Origin of the sequence: Streptomyces sp. NPDC086766 (assembly GCF_044746005.1) — a bacterium.
Taxonomy (GTDB): domain Bacteria; phylum Actinomycetota; class Actinomycetes; order Streptomycetales; family Streptomycetaceae; genus Streptomyces.
Map to the genome: position 1 here is coordinate 507,281 of NZ_JBIVBI010000002.1, position 18,936 is coordinate 526,216.

The following is an 18,936-nucleotide window of genomic DNA, read 5'->3' on the forward strand; positions in this document are numbered from 1 at the left end:
CGGGGGACCGGGTGCGGAGGGGAGACGCTGCGCGCAGGACGCCGCAGGTCGGAAGGCGGGGACGAAGGTCAGGCCTTCTTGGTCTCCCAGAAGATCTTGTCGATCTGGGCGACGTAGTCCAGTGCCTTCTGGCCCGTGGCCGGGTCGGTGGAACCCTTGGCCGCGGAGAGGGCCTTGAGGGTGTCGTTCACCAGCTGGTGCAGCTCCGGGTACTTCTCGAAGTGCGGGGCCTTGAAGTAGTCGCTCCAGAGCACGGAGACGTGGTGCTTCGCGAGCTCGGCACGCTGCTCCTTGATGACGGTGGCGCGCGCCTGGAAGTGCGGGTCGTCGTTGGCGGCCATCTTCTCCTGGATGGCCTTCACCGACTCCGCCTCGATGCGGGCCTGGGCCGGGTCGTACACACCGCAGGGCAGGTCGCAGTGCGCGCTGACCTTGACCTTGGGGGCAAACAGGCGGGAAAGCATGGAGCGTTCCTTCCTCGTGATCGTCTTCTCAGGTGGGACATTACTCCCTGCAAGGCTCGTTTTCGCGAGTGCCCCCTTGGGCTTACGACAAAAGTCCGGGGTCAGACTGAGACTGGTGGAGGAAGAACCGGGGAGGTGCCGGGTGATGCCGGAGCTGTCGCAGGAGACCGGCCGCAGGGGAGCGGCGCTGCCGTTCGGGCTGGCCGAGGTGACCGGGCCGTCCATGGTTCCGACGCTGCACCACGGGGACCAGCTCGTGGTGCACTACGGAGCCCGCGTCCGGCCGGGGGACGTGATCGTTCTGCGTCATCCGTTCCAGCAGGACCTGCTCGTCGTCAAGCGCGCGGCGGAGCGGCGCGAGGGCGGCTGGTGGGTGCTCGGGGACAACGCGTTCGCGGGCGGCGACAGCACCGACTACGGGACCGTGCCCGAGGACCTGGTCCTCGGCAGGGTGTGGTTCCGCTACCGGCCGCGCGGGGCGGCTCGGCGCTCGCCGCTGGCGCTGGTGCGCTGGGCGCTGTCGGCCGCGAGGCCCGTGCTCACCGACCGGTCCGCCTCCAGGCGCTTGCGGGCGCGGTAGGCGGCCACGTTGGCGCGGGTCGCGCAGCGGTCGGAGCAGTAGCGCCGCGACCGGTTGGTCGAGGTGTCCAGGTAGGCGTTGCGGCAGGGTGCGGCCTGGCACAGGCCGAGCCGGTCGACGCCGTACTCGGTGAGGTGGAAGGCCAGGCCCATGGCGGCGATGGCCGCGTAGCCGGCGGTCGCGTTGGACGGGTGGTCGGCCAGGTGCATGTGCCACAGGGGGCGGCCGTCGTCGTCGCGGTGGTCGTGCCCGGAGATCTGCGGGCTGACCGGGAACTCCAGCAGCAGTGAGTTGAGCAGGTCCACGGCGAGGGTCTCGTCGCCCTGGTCGGCCGCCTCGAAGACCGCGCGCAGCCGGCCCCGCACCGAACGGAAGCGCGTGACGTCGGCGTCGGTGGCGCGCCGGGCCGCCGAAGCGTTGCCGCTGAACAGGTCGCGGACGGCCTCGACCGAGGTCAGGGAATCCTTGCCCCGGGCCGGCTCCTCGCTGTTGACGAGACGTACGGCGTAATCCGAGTAATAGGCCAGTTCCACTTGGTGTCCTCATGCAGGCGCTCGACGGTCATTGGGTACGGTCGGGTAACAGCCGGTCGTGGTTCCAGGGTATTACGGGGCGGGCCGCGCGGAGGGGCCGACGACGACACGCGGAAGGGGCGGTACGGAGGACCCGTACCGCCCCTTCGTGTGCCGGTGCCGTCAGAGGACCTTCGACAGGAACGACTGCGTGCGCTCGTGCTGAGGGTTCGTCAGCACCTCACGCGGGTGGCCGGACTCGACCACCACGCCCTCGTCCATGAAGACCAGGCTGTCGCCCACCTCGCGGGCGAAGCCCATCTCGTGCGTGACGACGACCATCGTCATGCCGGACTCGGCCAGGTCGCGCATGACGTCGAGGACGTCGCCGACCAGCTCCGGGTCGAGGGCCGAGGTCGGCTCGTCGAACAGCATCAGCTTCGGGTCCATCGCCAGCGCCCGGGCGATCGCCACACGCTGCTGCTGGCCGCCGGAGAGCTGCGAGGGGTAGTGTCCCGCGCGGTCGGCGAGACCGACCCGCTCCAGCAGCTGCATGGCCCGGTCCCGGGCCTCGCCCTTGCCCACGCCCTTGACCTGCACCGGCGCCTCGATGACGTTCTCCAGCGCGGTCATGTGCGGGAAGAGGTTGAAGCGCTGGAAGACCATGCCGATGTCCCGGCGCTTCATGGCGACCTCGCGGTCGCGCAGCTCGTAGAGCTTGTCGCCCTGCTGCCGGTAGCCGACCAGCTCGCCGTCGACGTACAGACGGCCCGCGTTGATCTTCTCCAGGTGGTTGATGCACCGCAGGAAGGTCGACTTGCCGGAGCCGGAGGGACCGATGAGGCAGAACACCTCGCCGGGCCGCACCTCCAGGTCGATGCCCTTGAGGACCTCGACCTGCCCGAAGGACTTGTGGACGCCTTCGGCCTTGACCATCGCCGCCGACGCGTCCCTGGGGGTGTCGGTCTTGCCGAGCCTGTCGGTCATGCCATGCCTCCCTTCGGCCGGCCGAGGGAGAACACGCTGGCCTTGACCTTCTGCAACGGCGTCGGCGGCAGGCTGCGGCTGGAGCCGCGGGCGTAGTACCGCTCGATGTAGTACTGGCCCACGCTCAGGATCGACGTCATGATCAGGTACCAGGCGGCGGCGAGGAAGTACATCTCCACCGGGGCGCCGGAGACCTGGCCGATGTCCTGGGCGTAGCGGAACAGCTCCGGATACTGGACGGCCGCCACGAGCGAGGTCGTCTTCAGCATGTTGATGACTTCGTTGCCGGTCGGCGGGACGATCACCCGCATGGCCTGCGGAATGACGATCCGGCGCAGCGTCTTGCCGTGGCTCATGCCCAGCGCGTGGGCGGCCTCGGTCTGGCCCTCGTCGACGGCCAGCAGGCCGGCGCGGCAGATCTCCGCCATGTACGCGGCCTCGTTGAGGCCGAGGCCGAGCAGCGCCGTCAGCAGCGGCGTCATGAAGTCGGACCAGTAGTTCTTGTAGATCGGCCCGAGGTCGATGTACTCGAAGACCAGGCCGAGGTTGAACCAGAGGAACAGCTGGACCAGGACCGGGGTGCCGCGGAAGAACCAGATGTAGAACCAGGCGATGGACGAGGTCACCGGGTTCTTCGACAGGCGCATCACGGCCAGCAGGATGCCGCCGACGATGCCGATGACCATGGACAGGACCGTCAGCAGGAGGGTCTTGCTGACGCCGGTCAGGATCCGGTCGTCGAAGAAGTAGTCCGGAACCGCGTGCCAGTTGATCTTGCCCTGGCCGAACGCGTAGATGATCGCGGCGAAGACCGCGATCGCGATGACGGCGGAGACGTACCGCCCGTAGTGCCGGACCGGAATGGCCTTGATGGCCTCCGCGCCGGCCGGGGGCGTGCCCTTCGGCCCCGCCGTCTTGTCGATGTCAGTCACGGGAATTGCCTCTCAGTGCCCGCACGGAGCGGTCACTTGCCGCCGTTGACGACGGAGCTCTTCACCGCGCCGTCCTCGGCGCCCCACTTCGTCAGGATCTTCTCGTACTCGCCGTTCTTGATGATCGCGTCCATCGCGGCCTTCAGCGCGTCGCGCAGCTGCGTGTTGTTCTTGGCGACGGCGATGCCGTACGGGGCGGCCTCGACCTGGTCGCCGACGAGCTGGAAGTCCTTGCCTCCGCCGGAGGTCTTCACCGCGTAGGCGGCGACGGGGAAGTCCGAGGAGGCCGCGTCCGCGCCGCCCGAGCGCAGCCGGGTCTGGGCCTGCTGGTCGTCGTCGAAGGCCTCGATGGTGAGCTTCTTGCCGGCCGGGCACTTCTTGGCCTCGGCCTTGGCGAGGTCCTCCGAGACGGTCCCGCGCTCCAGGGCGATCTTCTTGCCGCACAGGTCGGACCAGGTGGTGATGCCCTTGGTGTCGCCCTTGCGGGCGTAGATCGACACACCGGCGGTCAGGTAGTCGACGAAGTCGACGCCCTCGCCGACCTTCTTGCCCGTGGTGGGGTCGACACCCTCCTGGCGGCTCTTGTTGTCTGTCATCGCCGACATGGCGACGTCGTAGCGGTTGGAGCGGATGCCGGTGAGCAGGGCGTCGAAGGTGCCGTTCTGGAAGTCGAACCTCACCCCGAGCTGCTTGCCCATCGCGGCCGCGAGGTCCGGGTCGAGACCGACGACCTTGCCGGAGTTGTCCTTGAACTCGACCGGGGCGTAGGCGATGTCGGAGCCGACGCGGATGACGCCCTTGTCGCGGATGGACGCCGGGAGCTTGTCGGCGAGCGGCGCGGAACCGGCGGACGAGCTGCCGGACGCGTTGTTCTTGTCCTTGGTCTGGTCACCGCAACCGGTGAGAATGAGAGCGCCTGCGACCGCGATCGCACCGACCGCAGCTAGCCGGGAGTGCGCGGCGGTCGGACGACGGGTGGAGCGTGCGGTCATGGTGGGTTCCTCCGGCGGATGGGTGGCGTTGCCGATGGGTCGACGAGAACACACACCTTCGGGTGTTGCGACCTCGTGTGATTGACCGCATCTTGCCATTTGAATTGCATTATTCAGGGGGCCCGCTATGTCAAAATCGGATAACGGGCGACCCCCGAACCCCGCGAAGCCGGTCCGACAAGGCCGGACCATCTGCGGGAATGTCTCCTTCCGGCCGGAAGATCTTCGGTGCATCTCAGGATGCGGTCAGCAGGGCCGCGGTGTTTGAGAGCGCTTGAGCGCTTGTCAAGCGATCGACGAGGGCTTGTCCCCATATTGGGCCAAGTGTCGCGTCGCCGTCATGTGACCTTCGCGTTATGGACTCGTCGTCGACACCGTGCGTCCGGTAAGAAGGTTCTTTACACCCCTCATCCGGGGCTCAAGGGCGCGTGTGCGGCGCGCCCGTCGCGTAGGTGCCCGACACGATCACCGAACCGGGCCCACGCGGTCCCGCCCACCCCTCAACCAGGAGTGGCCACCCTCAAACCATGAATACTTAAGGGGTAAAACCAAGTGGCAGCGGAGATCGTCAATCCTCGCAGCGACGGCAGTGCGGAGCAGGACGGCGGGGCCGAGCCCCTCGATTCCTTCGACCCGGCTTTCGCGTTGCACCGCGGCGGCAAGATGGCAGTGCAGGCCACCGTGCCGGTCCGTGACAAGGACGACCTGTCCCTGGCGTACACGCCCGGCGTCGCGCGGGTGTGCACCGCCATCGCCGAGCAGCCGGAACTCGTCCACGACTACACGTGGAAGTCGTCCGTGGTCGCCGTCGTGACCGACGGCACGGCCGTGCTCGGACTCGGGGACATCGGCCCCGAGGCCTCCCTTCCGGTGATGGAGGGGAAGGCGATTCTTTTCAAGCAGTTCGGAGGCGTCGACGCGGTGCCGATCGCGCTGGCCTGCACGGACGTCGACGAGATCGTCGACACCGTGGTCCGGCTGGCGCCCTCCTTCGGCGGCGTGAACCTGGAGGACATCTCGGCGCCGCGGTGCTTCGAGGTCGAGCGCAAGCTCCAGGAGCGGCTCGACATCCCGGTCTTCCACGACGACCAGCACGGCACGGCCGTCGTGACGCTGGCGGCGCTGCGGAACGCGGCGCGGCTGAGCGGCCGGGCCCTCGGCGACCTGCGCGCGGTCATCTCCGGCGCCGGGGCGGCGGGTGTCGCCATCGCCAAGATGCTGGTGGAGGCCGGGATCGGCGACGTCGCCGTCGCCGACCGCAAGGGCGTGGTGTCGGCCGACCGGGACGACCTGACCCCGGTCAAGCGGGAGCTGGCGTCGTTCACCAACAAGGCGGGCCTGTCGGGTCCGCTGGAGGAGGCGCTGGCCGGCGCCGACGTCTTCATCGGCGTCTCCGGCGGTACGGTGCCGGAGTCGGCGGTGGCGTCGATGGCCGAGGGCGCCTTCGTGTTCGCGATGGCCAACCCCAACCCCGAGGTGCACCCCGACGTCGCGCACAAGTACGCGTCCGTCGTGGCCACCGGGCGGTCGGACTTCCCGAACCAGATCAACAACGTCCTGGCGTTCCCCGGCATCTTCGCGGGCGCGCTGCAGGTGCGGGCGTCCCGGATCACCGAAGGCATGAAGATCGCGGCGGCCGAGGCGCTGGCCGGTGTGGTCGGGGACGACCTCGCGGCGGACTACGTGATCCCCTCGCCGTTCGACGAGCGGGTCGCTCCGGCGGTGACGGCGGCGGTGGCCGCGGCCGCCCGCGCGGAGGGCGTCGCGCGTCGCTGACGTGAGCCTGATGGCCCCGCCTCTCTCGGGCGGGGCCATTTCCGTTTTCCGGCGCCCGTGCGTCCCCCGGACGAGTCGCCGCGTTGGCAAGAAGACGTGTGTCACAGAGGTCTGTGGTTCCGTCGGTCGGGACGCGCACCTATCGTCAAGGTCATGTTCGCTGTCTACGCCGCCCGAATCGACCGCGACCAGCCGCTGAGCGGTCTGGAACTGGGGGAGCGCCCGGCCCCCGAGGCCCGTCCAGGCTGGAGCACGGTCACCGTGAGGGCAGCCTCGCTGAACCACCACGACCTCTGGTCGCTGAGGGGCGTGGGGCTGTCCGAGGACAAGCTGCCCATGATCCTCGGCTGCGACGCCGCCGGTGTCGACGAGGACGGCAACGAGGTCGTCCTGCACTCCGTGATCGGCCAGACCGGCCACGGCGTCGGCCCGAAGGAGCCCCGCTCCATCCTCACCGAGCGCTACCAGGGCACCTTCGCCGAGCAGGTCGCCGTCCCGACCTGGAACATCCTGCCCAAGCCCAAGGAGCTCTCCTTCGAGGAGGCCGCCTGCCTGCCCACGGCCTGGCTCACGGCGTACCGCATGCTCTTCACCAACGCGGGCGTGCGGCCGGGCGACTCGGTGCTGGTCCAGGGGGCCGGCGGCGGTGTCGCGACGGCCGCCATCGTGCTCGGCAAGGCGGCCGGTCTGCGGGTCTTCGCCACCAGCCGGGACGAGGCCAAGCGCAAGCGGGCGGTGGAGCTCGGCGCCGTCGAGGCGCTGGAGCCCGGGGCGCGGCTGCCGCAGCGCGTGGACGCCGTCATCGAGACCGTGGGCGCGGCCACCTGGTCCCACTCGGTGAAGTCGCTGCGGCCCGGCGGGACCGTCGTCATCTCGGGGGCCACCAGCGGTGACCGGCCGTCCCATGCCGAGCTGACCCGCATCTTCTTCCTGGAGCTCAAGGTCGTCGGCTCCACGATGGGCACCAAGGACGAGCTGGAGGACCTGCTCTCGTTCTGCGCCGCCACCGGCGTACGTCCCGTCATCGACGAGGCGCTCCCGCTCGACCGCGCCCGCGAGGGCTTCCAGCGACTGGAGTCGGGCGACCAGTTCGGCAAGATCGTCCTCACCAACTCCTGACGCGGGCGCCGCGCGCGCTCCCCGGCCGGCGACGGCGGGTCCGGACCTCCGGGCCCGCCGTTTCGTTCGTCCGCACCCCTCCCGCATGTCAATCACGGTTGACAAAGGCCTGCTGTCAACGTAAGTTGACATCATGACCGAGGCAACGGAACTCGCCGCGCGCGCGGGCGACCGCGACCCGCGGGTCGGGCTGCGGGCCGTCGCCGCACTGCGCCGGCTGCTGGAGCAACTGGAAGCGGTACAGGTGCGCAGCGCGCGCAATCAGGGCTGGTCGTGGCAGGAGATCGCCGCCGAGCTGGGCGTCAGCAGGCAGGCCGTGCACAAGAAGTACGGGAGGCAGTGATGTTCGAACGGTTCAGCAAGGACGCCCGCGCCGTGGTCGAGGGCGCGGTGCTGCACGCCGAGCGGGCGGGGGCCGGCCGGGTCGAGGAGTCCCACGTCCTGCTCGCCCTCCTCGACCGGGAGGGCGGTCGCGGGTCGTTCGCCCTGGCCGCGCTGGGCCTGACCCCGGCGCGGCGGCGGGCGGTGGCACGGGAGGTGGCCGAGGCCCGGCGCAGGGGTGGACTCTCCCGGGCCGACGCGGACGCCCTGTCCGGGCTGGGCATCGACCTGTCGGCCGTCGTCTCCCGGATCGAGGAGGCCCACGGGGAAGGGGCGTTGGCGCCCGGGGCGAAGGCCGGTCCCGGCCGCAGGGCCGGACGGCGGCCGTTCAGCCGCGGGGCCAGGGAACTGCTCTCCCAGTCGCTGCGGGTCGCGCTGGGGCACCGCGACCGGTACATCGGCGACGAGCACCTTCTGATCGCCCTGACGGCCCGCCCGGGCGTGTCGTCGGAGGTCCTCGCCGACCACGGCGTGACCTACGAGTCCCTGACCCGTGTGCTGTACGCCGGGGGAGAGGCGCAGGCCGGCTGACGGCCTGCCCCCGCACCTCCCACGGCGACACGGAGGATGCCCGTCCCTCCGGGGCCCGTCAGACCTTCGGGCCCCGCAGGGCCGCTCCGATGTGGGCCGCGGCCGTGGACAGATGGCGGCGGGCGTCACGCAGCTGGTCGGGTGTGACGCCGTGGTCACGGGCCGCGTCACGGATGTCGTCGCGGAAGCGGTCGAGGAGCCGGTCGAGGTCGCGGGCCGGGTCACCGGTGAAGTCCTCGTGTGCCCAGGCCGGTTCGTACGCGGCGGGGAAGTCCTCCGGGGCCTGCGTGTACTCGGGGCCGGCCGCGGGCGTGGCAGGGGTGCCGGAGTCGTCCGACCTCGACGGGCCCGTGGGGGACGCGCCGCTCGTCGAGGGGCCGGGCGCGGACGTGCCGGTCGCCGTGGTGCCGTTCGCCGGGCGGCCGAAGCCCAAGTCCTTGCCGAACTCCTTGGCGAGTTCGGTCAGGCCCTCGCGCACGCCCGTCGGCCAGTCGCCCCTCGCGAAGTGGTCCTGCACCTGCTCCTGGACCCGCCGGGCGACGCGCTGCAGCTCCTCCTGCGCCTGGGCGCGGGCATGCTCCTGAGCCTCCTTCGCCTGGCGCCGGGCGCGCTGGGCCTCCTCCCGGGCGCGCCGGCTCTCGTCCTTGGCGCGCCGGGCCTGTTCCTTCCACTCCTGCCGGGCCCGCCGCATCTCCTCCTTGGCGACGCGCCACGCCTCCTTGTCGCCCGGGTCCCCCAGGTCGCCGTGGCCGCCCACGCCGGTGCCGGGTCCCTGCCGGGCCTCGGAGGCGGCCGCACGCATCTCGCGCCGCAGGTCGCCCGCCGCGCCACGCACATCGGCCCGGATCTCGGCGGCGAGCTCGGCGACCGACTCGCGGATCTCCAGCTCCAGATCCGCCAGCTCACCGCTGCGGTCGGCCAGTTCGGCGCGGCCCGCGTCCGTGATCGCGTACACCTTGCGGCCGCCCTCGGTGGTGTGGGTGACCAGGCCCTCGGCCTCCAGCTTGGCCAGGCGCGGGTACACGGTGCCCGCCGAGGGCGCGTACAGCCCCTGGAAGCGCTCCTCCAGCAGGCGGATCACCTCGTAGCCGTGGCGCGGGGCCTCGTCGAGCAGCTTGAGCAGGTACAGACGCAGGCGGCCGTGGGCGAAGACGGGGGGCATCTCAGAGCACCTTCTTGTGGGTCGTGCTGTCGCTCGGGGTGTCGGTCGGCCGGCGGTCCTCCGACTTCCACGGCTCGTCTTCCGCCGGCGGGCGCCGCAGCAGCGCGATCGAGCCGGAGACGGTGGTCGCCTTCAGCCGGCCGTGCCCCGTGCCGAGGCGGCCGGTGATGCGCTTCGCACCCCACTGCCCGCTGACCCGGAGGTCCTCGAAGGCGTTGGACACCGTCCCGCTCGCGGTGTTCGCCTCCACCCGTGTGTCCGCCGGGTGGGGCAGACGGATGGCGATCTCGCCGGAGACGTTGGTCAGGCTGATGTCGGTGGGGCGGCCCGCCGGGTCGAGGTCCACGATCATCGACCCGCTCACCGAGTCGGCCTTCACCGAGGAGCCCGCGCCCTCGACCACGGTCAGGTCCCCGGAGACCGAGTTGAACCGCAAGTCGCCCGAGAGGGCCTGCGCCTCCACGCTGCCCGAGACGGTGTCCGCGCGCACCGGGCCGGTGAGCCCCACCAGGGTGGTGTCGCCGGAGACGCCCTTCACCTCCGCGTGCCCGTCCAGCCCGGAGACCATCGCCGCGGCGCCGACCACCCCGAGCTCGACGCGCGCCTGCGCCGGAACCGCCAGGGACACCACGGCACTGCGCCGCCAGCCCTTGCGTTCGAGCCACTTGAGGAAGCCCTTCCAGGGCAGGTCCTCGTAGGCGACCGTCAGGGTGCCGCCCTGCTGGGTGACGATGAGGGGCGGGCCCTCGATCTCTGAGACCTCCAGCCGCGCGGAACCCTCGTCCGTGCCCACGACGTTCACCGCGCCGTTGACGATGCGGACGTGGAGCTCGGACACGGGCTCGTCGAAGGTGAGCTTCCCGGGCTCGCCGACGGACCACTCGGGCATGGTGCTGACCTCCTGGGACGGGCCGGACCGCGCGCAACCGCAGGACCGGGACAGGGCCGGACATTGACACGACACGCCATATCGCGTCTTCCGTTATTCACGATATATCGCGGCCATGGAAAGTCAAGACACCCGATGCGGTGACGACATGCGGCCGGAAGCGGCCCCACGAAACGCGCGCCCCGCAGGGAACACGCGGAACACGCGGAACACGAACACGCGGGACACGCGGGACACGCAGCACCCGCGGGAACACGGAACCCGCGGTCCCGGCGCCCCCCCGCCCGACCCCCGAAGAGAAACCCCAGGGCCCCTACTCGTCGTCCTCGTCGTCCAGCCGGGCCAGCCACGTCGCCAGTCGCTCCACCGGCACCTCGAAGTCGGGGTTCAGGTCGACGAACGTCCGCAGCTGTTCGGCGAGCCACTCGAAGGTGACCTCCTCCTCGCCGCGCCGCTTCTCGAGTTCCTCGATGCCTCGGTCGGTGAAGTACACGGGTGCTCTCCTGATGCTGGGCCCGCGGGCCTCGGGTCGTACCCCTCCAGGTTATGCGTCCCGGACACGCCGAAGGGCCCGGTCCCGAGCGGGAAACTCGGGGCCGGGCCCTGTGCCGTCACGCCGGCGGTGCGCAGGCTCGGGCCGGTCAGGCCTCGAAGACCTCGCGGACCAGCTGCTCCTGCTCCGCCTGGTGCCGCTTGGCGGAACCCACGGCGGGCGAGGAGCCGTGCGGCCGCGAGATGCGGCGCAGGCGCTCACCCGGCGGGATGTCCGCGCCGACGGCCAGGTCCAGGTGGTCGATGAGGTTCAGGGCGATGAACGGCCACGCGCCCTGGTTCGCCGGCTCCTCCTGGACCCACAGGTACTTCTCGGCGTTCGGGTACTTCTTGATCTCCGCCTGGAGCTCGGCACCCGGCAGCGGGTACAGGCGCTCGATGCGGATGATCGCGGTGTCCGTCACGCCGCGCTTCTGCCGCTCGGCCTCCAGGTCGTAGTAGACCTTGCCGGCGCAGAAGACGACCTTGCGGACCGCGGCCGCGTCCACCGTGGCGTCGCCGATGACCGGGCGGAACTCGCCGGTGGTGAACTCCTCCGCCGTCGAGGCCGCGGCCTTCAGGCGCAGCATCGACTTCGGGGTGAAGACGACCAGCGGCTTGTGGTGCGGGTTGTGCACCTGCCACCGCAGCAGGTGGAAGTAGTTCGCCGGCGAGGTCGGCATCGCGACCGTCATGTTGTTCTGCGCGCACAGCTGGAGGAAGCGCTCAGGGCGGGCCGAGGAGTGGTCCGGGCCCTGGCCCTCGTAGCCGTGCGGGAGGAGCAGGGTGACGCCGGAGGTCTGGCCCCACTTCTGCTCCGCCGAGGAGATGAACTCGTCCACGACCGTCTGCGCGCCGTTGACGAAGTCGCCGAACTGGGCCTCCCACATCACCAGCGCGTCCGGGCGGGCCAGCGAGTAGCCGTACTCGAAGCCCATCGCCGCGTACTCGCTGAGCAGCGAGTCGTAGACGTTGTAGCGGGCCTGGTCCTCGGACAGGTACAGCAGCGGGGTGAAGTCCTCGCCGGTGTTGCGGTCGATGATCACCGCGTGGCGCTGGCCGAAGGTGCCGCGGCGGGAGTCCTGGCCGGACAGCCGGACCGGGACGCCCTCCAGGAGCAGCGAGCCGATGGCCAGGGTCTCGCCCATGCCCCAGTCGATCGTGCCGTCCTCGACCATGGCCGCCCGCCGCTGGAGCTGCGGGAGCAGACGCGGGTGGACGGTGATGTGGTCGGGGACGTTGACCTGGGACTCGGCGATGCGCTTGACGACCTCCGCGGAGACGGCCGTCGGGACGGCGACCGGGAAGCCGTCCAGCGGCTCCGGCGCGTGGGAGGCGGCCGGCTGCTGCGAGGTGGCCTCGCGGACCTCGGTGAAGACCTTCTCCAGCTGGCCCTGGTAGTCCTGCAGCGCCTGCTCGGCCTCTTCCAGGGTGATGTCGCCGCGACCGATCAGGGACTCGGTGTAGAGCTTGCGCACCGAGCGCTTCTTGTCGATCAGGTCGTACATCAGCGGCTGGGTGAAGGCCGGGTTGTCCGACTCGTTGTGACCGCGGCGGCGGTAGCAGATGAGGTCGATCACCACGTCCTTGTTGAACGCCTGGCGGAACTCGAAGGCGAGCCGCGCGACGCGGACCACGGCCTCCGGGTCGTCGCCGTTCACGTGGAAGATCGGCGCCTCGATCATGCGGGCCACGTCCGTCGCGTACATGGAGGAACGCGAGGACTCGGGGGCCGCGGTGAAGCCGACCTGGTTGTTGATGACGATGTGGACCGTGCCGCCGGTGCGGTAGCCGCGCAGCTGCGACATGTTCAGGGTCTCGGCCACCACGCCCTGGCCCGCGAAGGCCGCGTCGCCGTGGATCGCCACCGGCAGGACGGTGAAGTCCGTGCCGCCCTTGTTGATGATGTCCTGCTTGGCGCGGGAGACGCCCTCCAGGACCGGGTCCACCGCCTCCAGGTGGGAGGGGTTCGCGACCAGGGAGACCTTGATCTGCTCGCCGTCCAGGCCGGTGAAGGTGCCCTCGGCGCCCAGGTGGTACTTCACGTCGCCGGAGCCGTGCATCGACTTCGGGTCGAGGTTGCCCTCGAACTCGCGGAAGATCTGCGCGTACGACTTGCCGACGATGTTGGCGAGCACGTTCAGGCGGCCGCGGTGGGCCATGCCGATGACGACCTCGTCCAGGCGCGACTCGGCCGCGCTGTCGATCACCGCGTCGAGCAGCGGGATGACCGACTCGCCGCCCTCCAGGGAGAAGCGCTTCTGGCCGACGTACTTGGTCTGCAGGAAGGTCTCGAAGGCCTCCGCCGCGTTCAGCCGGCGCAGGATGCGCAGCTGCTCCTCGCGCTCCGGCTTGGAGTGCGGGCGCTCGACGCGGTCCTGGATCCACTTGCGCTGCTTGGGGTCCTGGATGTGCATGTACTCGATGCCGGTGGTGCGGCAGTACGAGTCGCGCAGCACGCCGAGGATGTCGCGCAGCTTCATCATCGACTTGCCGGCGAAGCCGCCGACGGCGAACTCGCGCTCCAGGTCCCACAGGGTGAGGCCGTGCTCGGTGATGTCCAGGTCGGGGTGCTTGCGCTGCTGGTACTCCAGCGGGTCGGTGTCGGCCATGACGTGGCCGCGGACCCGGTAGGAGTGGATCAGCTCGAAGACGCGGGCGGCCTTGGTGACGTCGTCGTCGTGGCTGGCGTCGATGTCCTTGAGCCAGCGGACCGGCTCGTAGGGGATGCGCAGCGACTCGAAGATGCCGTCGTAGAAGTCGTTCTCGCCGAGCAGCAGGTTCGCGACCTGGCGGAGGAACTCGCCGGAGGCGGCGCCCTGGATCACCCGGTGGTCGTAGGTCGACGTGAGCGTCATGACCTTCGAGACGCCGAGCTTGTTGAGCGTGTCCTGGCTGGTGCCCTGGAACTCCGCCGGGTAGTCCATGGAGCCGACGCCCATGATCACCGACTGGCCGGGCATCAGACGCGGCACCGAGTGGACCGTGCCGAGGCCGCCGGGGTTGGTCAGGGAGACCGTGACGCCGGTGAAGTCGTCCATCGTCAGCTTGCCGTCGCGGGCGCGGCGGACGATGTCCTCGTAGGCCTGCCAGAACTCGAAGAAGTTCAGCGTCTCGGCCTTCTTGATCGCCGCGACGACGAGCTGGCGGTCGCCGTTGGGCTTGACCAGGTCGATCGCGAGACCGAGGTTGACGTGGGCCGGCTTGACGAGGGTCGGCTTGCCGTCCTTCTCGCCGAACGACCAGTTCATCGACGGCATGGCCTTGATGGCCTGGACCATCGCGTAGCCGATCAGGTGCGTGAAGGAGATCTTCCCGCCGCGGGCCCGCTTGAGGTGGTTGTTGATGACGATGCGGTTGTCGAACAGCAGCTTCACCGGGACCGCGCGCACGGAGGTGGCCGTGGGCAGTTCCAGGGAGGCGTTCATGTTCTTGGCGACCGCGGCGGACGGGCCGCGCAGCGTCACGAACTCGGGACCGTCGGGCGCCTCGGCGGCGGGCGCGGCCTTGGCCTGCGGCTTGGCGGCGGGCGCGGCGGCCCGCGCGGGCGCCGGGGCCTGCGCGGCGGGCTTCGCCGGAGCCGGAGCCTGGGCCGGAGCCGCGGCGGCGGGCCGGGGAGCGGCCGGCGCCTGCGCGGCGGGGGCCGCGGGCTGGGCCGGAGCGGCGGGCGCCGCCTGAGCCGGGGTGGCGGTCTCTGCGGCCCCCGCGGCCGCAGGGCCCGTACCGGCCGGGGCCGAGGAGCCGGCGGCAGCGGCCCCGGGCTTGTAGTCGGCGAAGAAGTCCCACCAGGCGCGGTCTACTGAGTTCGGGTCCTGGAGGTACTGCTGATAGATCTCGTCGACGAGCCACTCGTTGGGACCGAACGCGGCAGCGGGGTTCTTCCCGGCTTGGTCGTCGGTCGAGATGCTCGAGTTACTGGGGGACTGTGGCGACACGGCGGCAACCGCCCTCTTCCGCTTCACAAGGTGATGGACAGCGGAAATAAAGGCTACGCCCCCAAGACCGTGAAGGTCAGGTCGGGCCCGTTCATCGTCGCGTAAGTCACATTGAAAGCCGTGTTTCGGGGCTTGAAATGGCGGGAAACAACCGTGGTTCCGCTGCGAATGGGAAGGCGCGACCCGGGTCCGGCCCGTAGGAGGGCGCGGTCCCCGGCGGTTCCTGCCTGATCACACGTGTCCGCCTGCGGCGACGCCGGTGGATCTTGAGGTTCCGGTTCGAACCTTACGTCAACTCGACGCAGTGGGAAGCCCCGGAAGGGTGACCTGGATCCGGCAGCCACGCTCGGATTCGGCCACACCGATCCGGCCGCCGTGCAGATCCACCGCCCAGCGGGCGATCGCCAGGCCCAGGCCGGTGCCGCCGTCGCTGCCGGGTCCGTGCGGACGCCTCACCGCGCCCCGGTTGAAGCGCTCGAAGACACGGTGCCACTCGGAGCGCGGAATGCCGGGCCCCTCGTCGAGCACCTCCAGCTCCAGGGACTCCGGCTGGGCTCCGCGCCGCGCCCGCACCGTCACCCGGCCGTGCGGCGGGCTGTGCTTGACCGCGTTGTCGATCAGGTTGGCCACCACCTGGTGGATGCGCTCGGGGTCCGCGTGCGCGCTCAGCTCCGGCGGGGAGACGTCGAGGTGCAGATGGACGTCGGTACGCGTGTGGCTGCCGGAGCCGGAGGCGATGCCCGCGCGCGCGGAGGCCACCATGTTGGCCTCCTTCAGCACGCCCGACAGGTACGGCCACACCTCGAACCGCCGCTTCTTCAGCGGTACGACCCCGTTGTCCAGCCGGGAGAGGTCCAGCAGCGTCTCCACCAGCCGGCCCAGCCGCTCGGTCTGCTTCAGGGCCGTGCGCATGGTCTCGGGGTCGGCCTCGGTGAACCCGTCCACGATGTTCTCCAGCACCGCGCGCAGGCCCGCGATGGGCGTGCGCAGCTCGTGGGAGACGTTGGCCACCAGTTCCTTGCGGGCGCTGTCCTGGGCCGCCAGCTCGTCGGCCATGAGGTTGATCGTCTGGGCGAGGTCGCCCAGCTCGTCCCGGCGGTTCTCACGCACCCGGCGGGTGTAGTCGCCGTGCGAGATGGAGCGGGCCACCGTGTTCATCTCGTCCAGCGGCGCGGTGAGCGAGTGCGCCACGAACTGTGTGATGAGCAGGGTGGCGATCATCGAGAAGACCATGATGAAGCGCAGCTCGGTCTTGGTGTGCACCGCGATCATCGACAGACCGGTGGTGATCAGCACCGCGATGACGACCAGCGCGCCGAGCTTGGTCTTGATCGAGAACGGGCGTACGCCGCCCCAGGGTTCCTCCCCGGGGCCTCTCCGTGTCGCCGGCCCCCCGCTCATGGCGTCGGCGTCTCCAGGGCGTAGCCCACGCCGTGCACCGTGCGGATCCGCTCGGCGCCGATCTTCCGGCGCAGCGCCTTGATGTGGCTGTCGACGGTCCGGGTGCCGGAGGCGTCCGCCCAGTCCCACACCTCCGCGAGCAGCTGCTCGCGCGAGAGCACCGCGCGCGGGGTGTTCGCCAGGCACACGAGCAGGTCGAACTCGGTGGGCGTGAGGTGGACGTCCTCGCTGCGCACCCGCACCCGGCGCTGCGCGTGGTCGATCTCCAGCTCGCCCAGGCGCAGGATGCCGGAGCGCGGGGTGGTCGCGGCGATCGCCGCCCGCTCCACCCGGCGCAGCAGCACGTGCACGCGCGCGGCCAGCTCCCGCATCGAGAACGGCTTGGTCATGTAGTCGTCCGCGCCGACCCCGAGCCCGACCAGCATGTCGGTCTCGTCGTCCCGCGCGGTGAGCATCATCACCGGCACCGGGCGCTGGGCCTGCACCCGGCGGCAGACCTCCAGGCCGTCGAAGCCGGGCAGCATGATGTCGAGGATCAGCAGGTCGGGCTGCCAGGCCTCCGCGGTGTCGACGGCGGATGGACCGTCGCCCGCGGTTTGCACGAGGAATCCCTCGGCGCGCAGACGGGTGGCGATGGCGTCCACGATGGTCGGGTCGTCCTCGACGACCAGAACCCGGCGCTGTGCGCCGGGGGTCGCCGTCGTGCCGTTGTGCGCGGTGTGTGTCTGCTCCATCGCCCGCCCCTGGGGTGTGCTTTCCGGAATCCGTGGGGTGATCCCATGACTGCGATTGACGCTTGAATGATCGGCGTCAGGAAAGCAGCGTACGGGGAGTCACCTCGGCATTGCTATCCAGGTCGGACGGCGAGGTGGACGACGTCCGGAACGCCCCGGGCAACCGGGATCTCTTCGGTGCGCACCTGCTGGAATCCGACATTCCGCAAGCTTCCTTCAAAATCCGGAGACGGCTGGGCGGACCATACCGCGAGCACTCCGCCGGGCCTCAACACCCTTGCGCAGCTTGCCAGTCCGGCGGGTGCGTAGAGCCCCTCGTTGCCCTCGGTGACCGTCCAGCCCGGTCCGTTGTCGATATCGAGGCACAGGGCGTCGAATGTGGCGGATGTCTCATTGACGTAGTGAACCAGGTCACTCTCGACGACCTCCGTCCGCGGATCGGCGAGGGCCTCGGCGGTCAGGACGGCGAGCGGGCCGCGGCGGTGCCAGTCGACGACGGCGCGCTCGCGTTCGACCACGGTGATCCTCCCCCAGCGGGGGTCGGCGGCCGCGTGCGCGAGGGAGAAGCCGACACCCAGGCCGCCGATCAGCACGTCCGGTGCCGGGCGTCCGTCCAGGGCGGCGAGCGCGGCGTCCACGAGCAGCCGTTCGGAGCGGCCGTCGGAGGTGTCCATCAGGAAGCAGCCGTTGGCGATGATCTGCAGCAGCGCGCCGTGCCGGCGCAGTACGACCTCGCCGTAGGGGCCCTCGCGACGGTCCAGCACCACGGGCGTGTCGTACGAGGCGGTCATGAGGCCATCCTGCCCCAACGGGCCTTTGCCGCCACCTGAATTACCGGTGCCCGGGGGGTGGTGTCGAAGCAGAGGGGGGCGGACGCGGGAGCTGGGTCAGAAGTTCCTGTGAATCGGCGTTCGGGTGGCGTCGGTCATAGACAGTGGCCGGTGGGGCGCCAAGGGTGGGGCGTGACGGAAGGAGCGCCTCGGCGTGGAACGGACTGCTACGGCTGACGGAGCTGCGTTTTCGGCGTCCTCGGGCGTTCCTCCCGCGCCGGAGGCGGGCGGGCGCGCTCCGCTCGCGCCGGGGGAGGGCGCGGACGCCGGTGTGCGCGCGGGCGCGGCCGTCGACGCGGACCCGGGGCTCGCGGAGGTCGCGCAGCTGCTCGACGGCATGCCGCGGCAGCGGGGCCCGGTGCCGGACGCCGGCGCCGGCGGGGCCGTCGTCACGGCCGCCCCGCCGGAGACCGACGCGGCCGGGGCGACCGTACGCATCCCGTCGGCGGCGCGCCTCGACGCACGGCGCGGACCCGGCGGGTCCGGCGGCGCCGTACGCGCACCGCGCCCCTGGCGTCTGCTGCCCGACCCCACCGGCACCCCCTTCACCTTCGGCTACGCGGTCGTCCTGGCCGTCACCTCGCTCGTCGCCCGCTGTGTCGACCCCGCCCTGATGAACGTCCTGTACCAGGGCTCCAGCACGGATGTCGCGCACCTGGTGCGGACGCCCCTGCTGGTGCTGACGGGCAGCGCGCTGTGGGTCGCGGGCGGGATCGCCTCGCCGTACGCGCTGTGCTTCCTGCTGGTGCTCACCGCGCTGGAGCGCCGGGTGGGGGGCCTGCGCGCGGCGGGCGTCTTCCTGTTCGGGCATGTGCTGGCGACCCTCGCGACCGAGGTCCCGGTCGGGCTCGCGGTGCTCGGGGGCCTGCTGCCCGACAGTTCGCTGCACCGCCTGGACTACGGCATCAGCTTCGGTGTGGCCACCGGTGTCGGGGCGCTGTCCGGCCTGCTCGCTCCCTGGCTGCGATGGCCGCTGCTCCTCGGGTTCCTCGGGATGCAGGTCCCGGACCTGATCGCGTACACCGACCCGATGACGAGCTGGGGGCATCTGCTCTCCGTGAGCCTCGGCACGGCGAGCTGGCCGGTGGTCCGCCGCTGGGCGCGGGCGCGCGTCCAGAGCCCGGCCGCCGCGACGGCCTGACCGGGCGTCAGGGCGTCAGGCGTCAGGACGTCGGGCATC

At 70.8% G+C, this 18,936-nt stretch carries 18 protein-coding genes; 6 read left to right on the top strand and 12 right to left on the bottom strand.

Annotation, left to right across the window (positions count from 1 at the left end):
- Positions 1-68 precede the first annotated feature (68 nt).
- Complete coding sequence (gene sodN, locus ACIPM1_RS05430; RefSeq protein WP_356186063.1) at positions 69-464, bottom strand: superoxide dismutase, Ni; 396 nt, start codon at positions 462-464, stop codon at positions 69-71.
- A 145-nt stretch (positions 465-609) separates the two neighbouring features.
- Between sodN and sodX the strand changes: the two genes are divergently transcribed.
- The gene (gene sodX, locus ACIPM1_RS05435; RefSeq protein WP_402429202.1) at positions 610-1,044 is read left to right on the top strand and encodes a nickel-type superoxide dismutase maturation protease; all 435 of its coding nucleotides are present in this window, start codon (positions 610-612) and stop codon (positions 1,042-1,044) included.
- Here the strand turns inward: sodX and ACIPM1_RS05440 are convergent.
- The 4 genes from ACIPM1_RS05440 to ACIPM1_RS05455 form a co-directional block, all read right to left on the bottom strand.
- On the bottom strand, positions 927-1,577 hold the full coding sequence (locus ACIPM1_RS05440) for a CGNR zinc finger domain-containing protein (RefSeq protein WP_356186068.1): 651 nt from the start codon (positions 1,575-1,577) through the stop codon (positions 927-929). The two genes, sodX and ACIPM1_RS05440, sit on opposite strands and share 118 nt — an antisense overlap.
- A 162-nt stretch (positions 1,578-1,739) precedes the next feature.
- Positions 1,740-2,492 carry an amino acid ABC transporter ATP-binding protein gene (locus ACIPM1_RS05445; RefSeq protein ID WP_392191215.1) on the bottom strand — a complete coding sequence of 251 codons (753 nt, stop codon included), beginning with the start codon at positions 2,490-2,492 and terminating at the stop codon, positions 1,740-1,742.
- A 47-nt stretch (positions 2,493-2,539) separates the two neighbouring features.
- Complete coding sequence (locus tag ACIPM1_RS05450) at positions 2,540-3,475, bottom strand: amino acid ABC transporter permease (RefSeq protein ID WP_402429206.1); 936 nt, start codon at positions 3,473-3,475, stop codon at positions 2,540-2,542.
- A gap of 32 nt (positions 3,476-3,507) precedes the next feature.
- On the bottom strand, positions 3,508-4,467 hold the full coding sequence (locus ACIPM1_RS05455) for an ABC transporter substrate-binding protein (RefSeq protein WP_402429208.1): 960 nt from the start codon (positions 4,465-4,467) through the stop codon (positions 3,508-3,510).
- 552 nt (positions 4,468-5,019) lie between these two features.
- On the opposite strand from ACIPM1_RS05455, the gene ACIPM1_RS05460 reads away from it, so the two are divergent.
- The 4 genes from ACIPM1_RS05460 (at position 5,020) to ACIPM1_RS05475 (ending at position 8,274) form a co-directional block, all read left to right on the top strand.
- On the top strand, positions 5,020-6,243 hold the full coding sequence (locus ACIPM1_RS05460) for an NADP-dependent malic enzyme (RefSeq protein WP_402429212.1): 1,224 nt from the start codon (positions 5,020-5,022) through the stop codon (positions 6,241-6,243).
- Between the two features lie 153 nt (positions 6,244-6,396).
- The gene (locus tag ACIPM1_RS05465; protein ID WP_402429214.1) at positions 6,397-7,362 is read left to right on the top strand and encodes a zinc-binding dehydrogenase; all 966 of its coding nucleotides are present in this window, start codon (positions 6,397-6,399) and stop codon (positions 7,360-7,362) included.
- 133 nt (positions 7,363-7,495) lie between these two features.
- Positions 7,496-7,705 (top strand): helix-turn-helix domain-containing protein, encoded by a 210-nt coding sequence (locus ACIPM1_RS05470; protein ID WP_356186085.1) that lies wholly within the window; start codon positions 7,496-7,498, stop codon positions 7,703-7,705.
- On the top strand, positions 7,705-8,274 hold the full coding sequence (locus tag ACIPM1_RS05475) for a Clp protease N-terminal domain-containing protein (RefSeq protein WP_402429218.1): 570 nt from the start codon (positions 7,705-7,707) through the stop codon (positions 8,272-8,274). The genes ACIPM1_RS05470 and ACIPM1_RS05475 overlap by 1 nt, the downstream gene beginning before the upstream one ends.
- Positions 8,275-8,332: 58 nt before the next feature.
- Here ACIPM1_RS05475 and ACIPM1_RS05480 read toward each other — a convergent pair whose 3' ends face one another.
- From ACIPM1_RS05480 to ACIPM1_RS05510, 7 genes are all read right to left on the bottom strand, one after another.
- Entirely contained in the window at positions 8,333-9,436 is a 1,104-nt protein-coding gene (locus tag ACIPM1_RS05480; protein WP_402429221.1) for a helix-turn-helix transcriptional regulator, read from the bottom strand.
- A gap of 1 nt (position 9,437) precedes the next feature.
- A complete protein-coding gene (locus ACIPM1_RS05485; protein WP_402429224.1) occupies positions 9,438-10,325 on the bottom strand; it encodes a DUF4097 family beta strand repeat-containing protein in 888 nt (295 codons plus the stop codon).
- A 313-nt stretch (positions 10,326-10,638) separates the two neighbouring features.
- Positions 10,639-10,818, bottom strand: coding sequence for a DUF6104 family protein (locus ACIPM1_RS05490; protein ID WP_003992906.1), 180 nt, complete (start codon positions 10,816-10,818; stop codon positions 10,639-10,641).
- A 148-nt stretch (positions 10,819-10,966) separates the two neighbouring features.
- Positions 10,967-14,791, bottom strand: coding sequence for a multifunctional oxoglutarate decarboxylase/oxoglutarate dehydrogenase thiamine pyrophosphate-binding subunit/dihydrolipoyllysine-residue succinyltransferase subunit (locus tag ACIPM1_RS05495; protein ID WP_402429227.1), 3,825 nt, complete (start codon positions 14,789-14,791; stop codon positions 10,967-10,969).
- Between the two features lie 291 nt (positions 14,792-15,082).
- Positions 15,083-16,192 (bottom strand): ATP-binding protein, encoded by a 1,110-nt coding sequence (locus tag ACIPM1_RS05500; protein ID WP_402429230.1) that lies wholly within the window; start codon positions 16,190-16,192, stop codon positions 15,083-15,085.
- Positions 16,189-16,926, bottom strand: a complete 738-nt coding sequence (locus tag ACIPM1_RS05505; protein ID WP_392191141.1) for a response regulator transcription factor — start codon at positions 16,924-16,926, stop codon at positions 16,189-16,191. Before ACIPM1_RS05505 ends, ACIPM1_RS05500 begins: the two co-directional genes overlap by 4 nt.
- Before the next feature lie 113 nt (positions 16,927-17,039).
- Positions 17,040-17,717 carry a spermidine synthase gene (locus ACIPM1_RS05510; protein WP_402429233.1) on the bottom strand — a complete coding sequence of 226 codons (678 nt, stop codon included), beginning with the start codon at positions 17,715-17,717 and terminating at the stop codon, positions 17,040-17,042.
- Positions 17,718-17,910: 193 nt separating this feature from the next.
- Between ACIPM1_RS05510 and ACIPM1_RS05515 the strand changes: the two genes are divergently transcribed.
- A complete protein-coding gene (locus tag ACIPM1_RS05515) occupies positions 17,911-18,897 on the top strand; it encodes a rhomboid-like protein (RefSeq protein ID WP_402429236.1) in 987 nt (328 codons plus the stop codon).
- Positions 18,898-18,936: the final 39 nt, after the last annotated feature.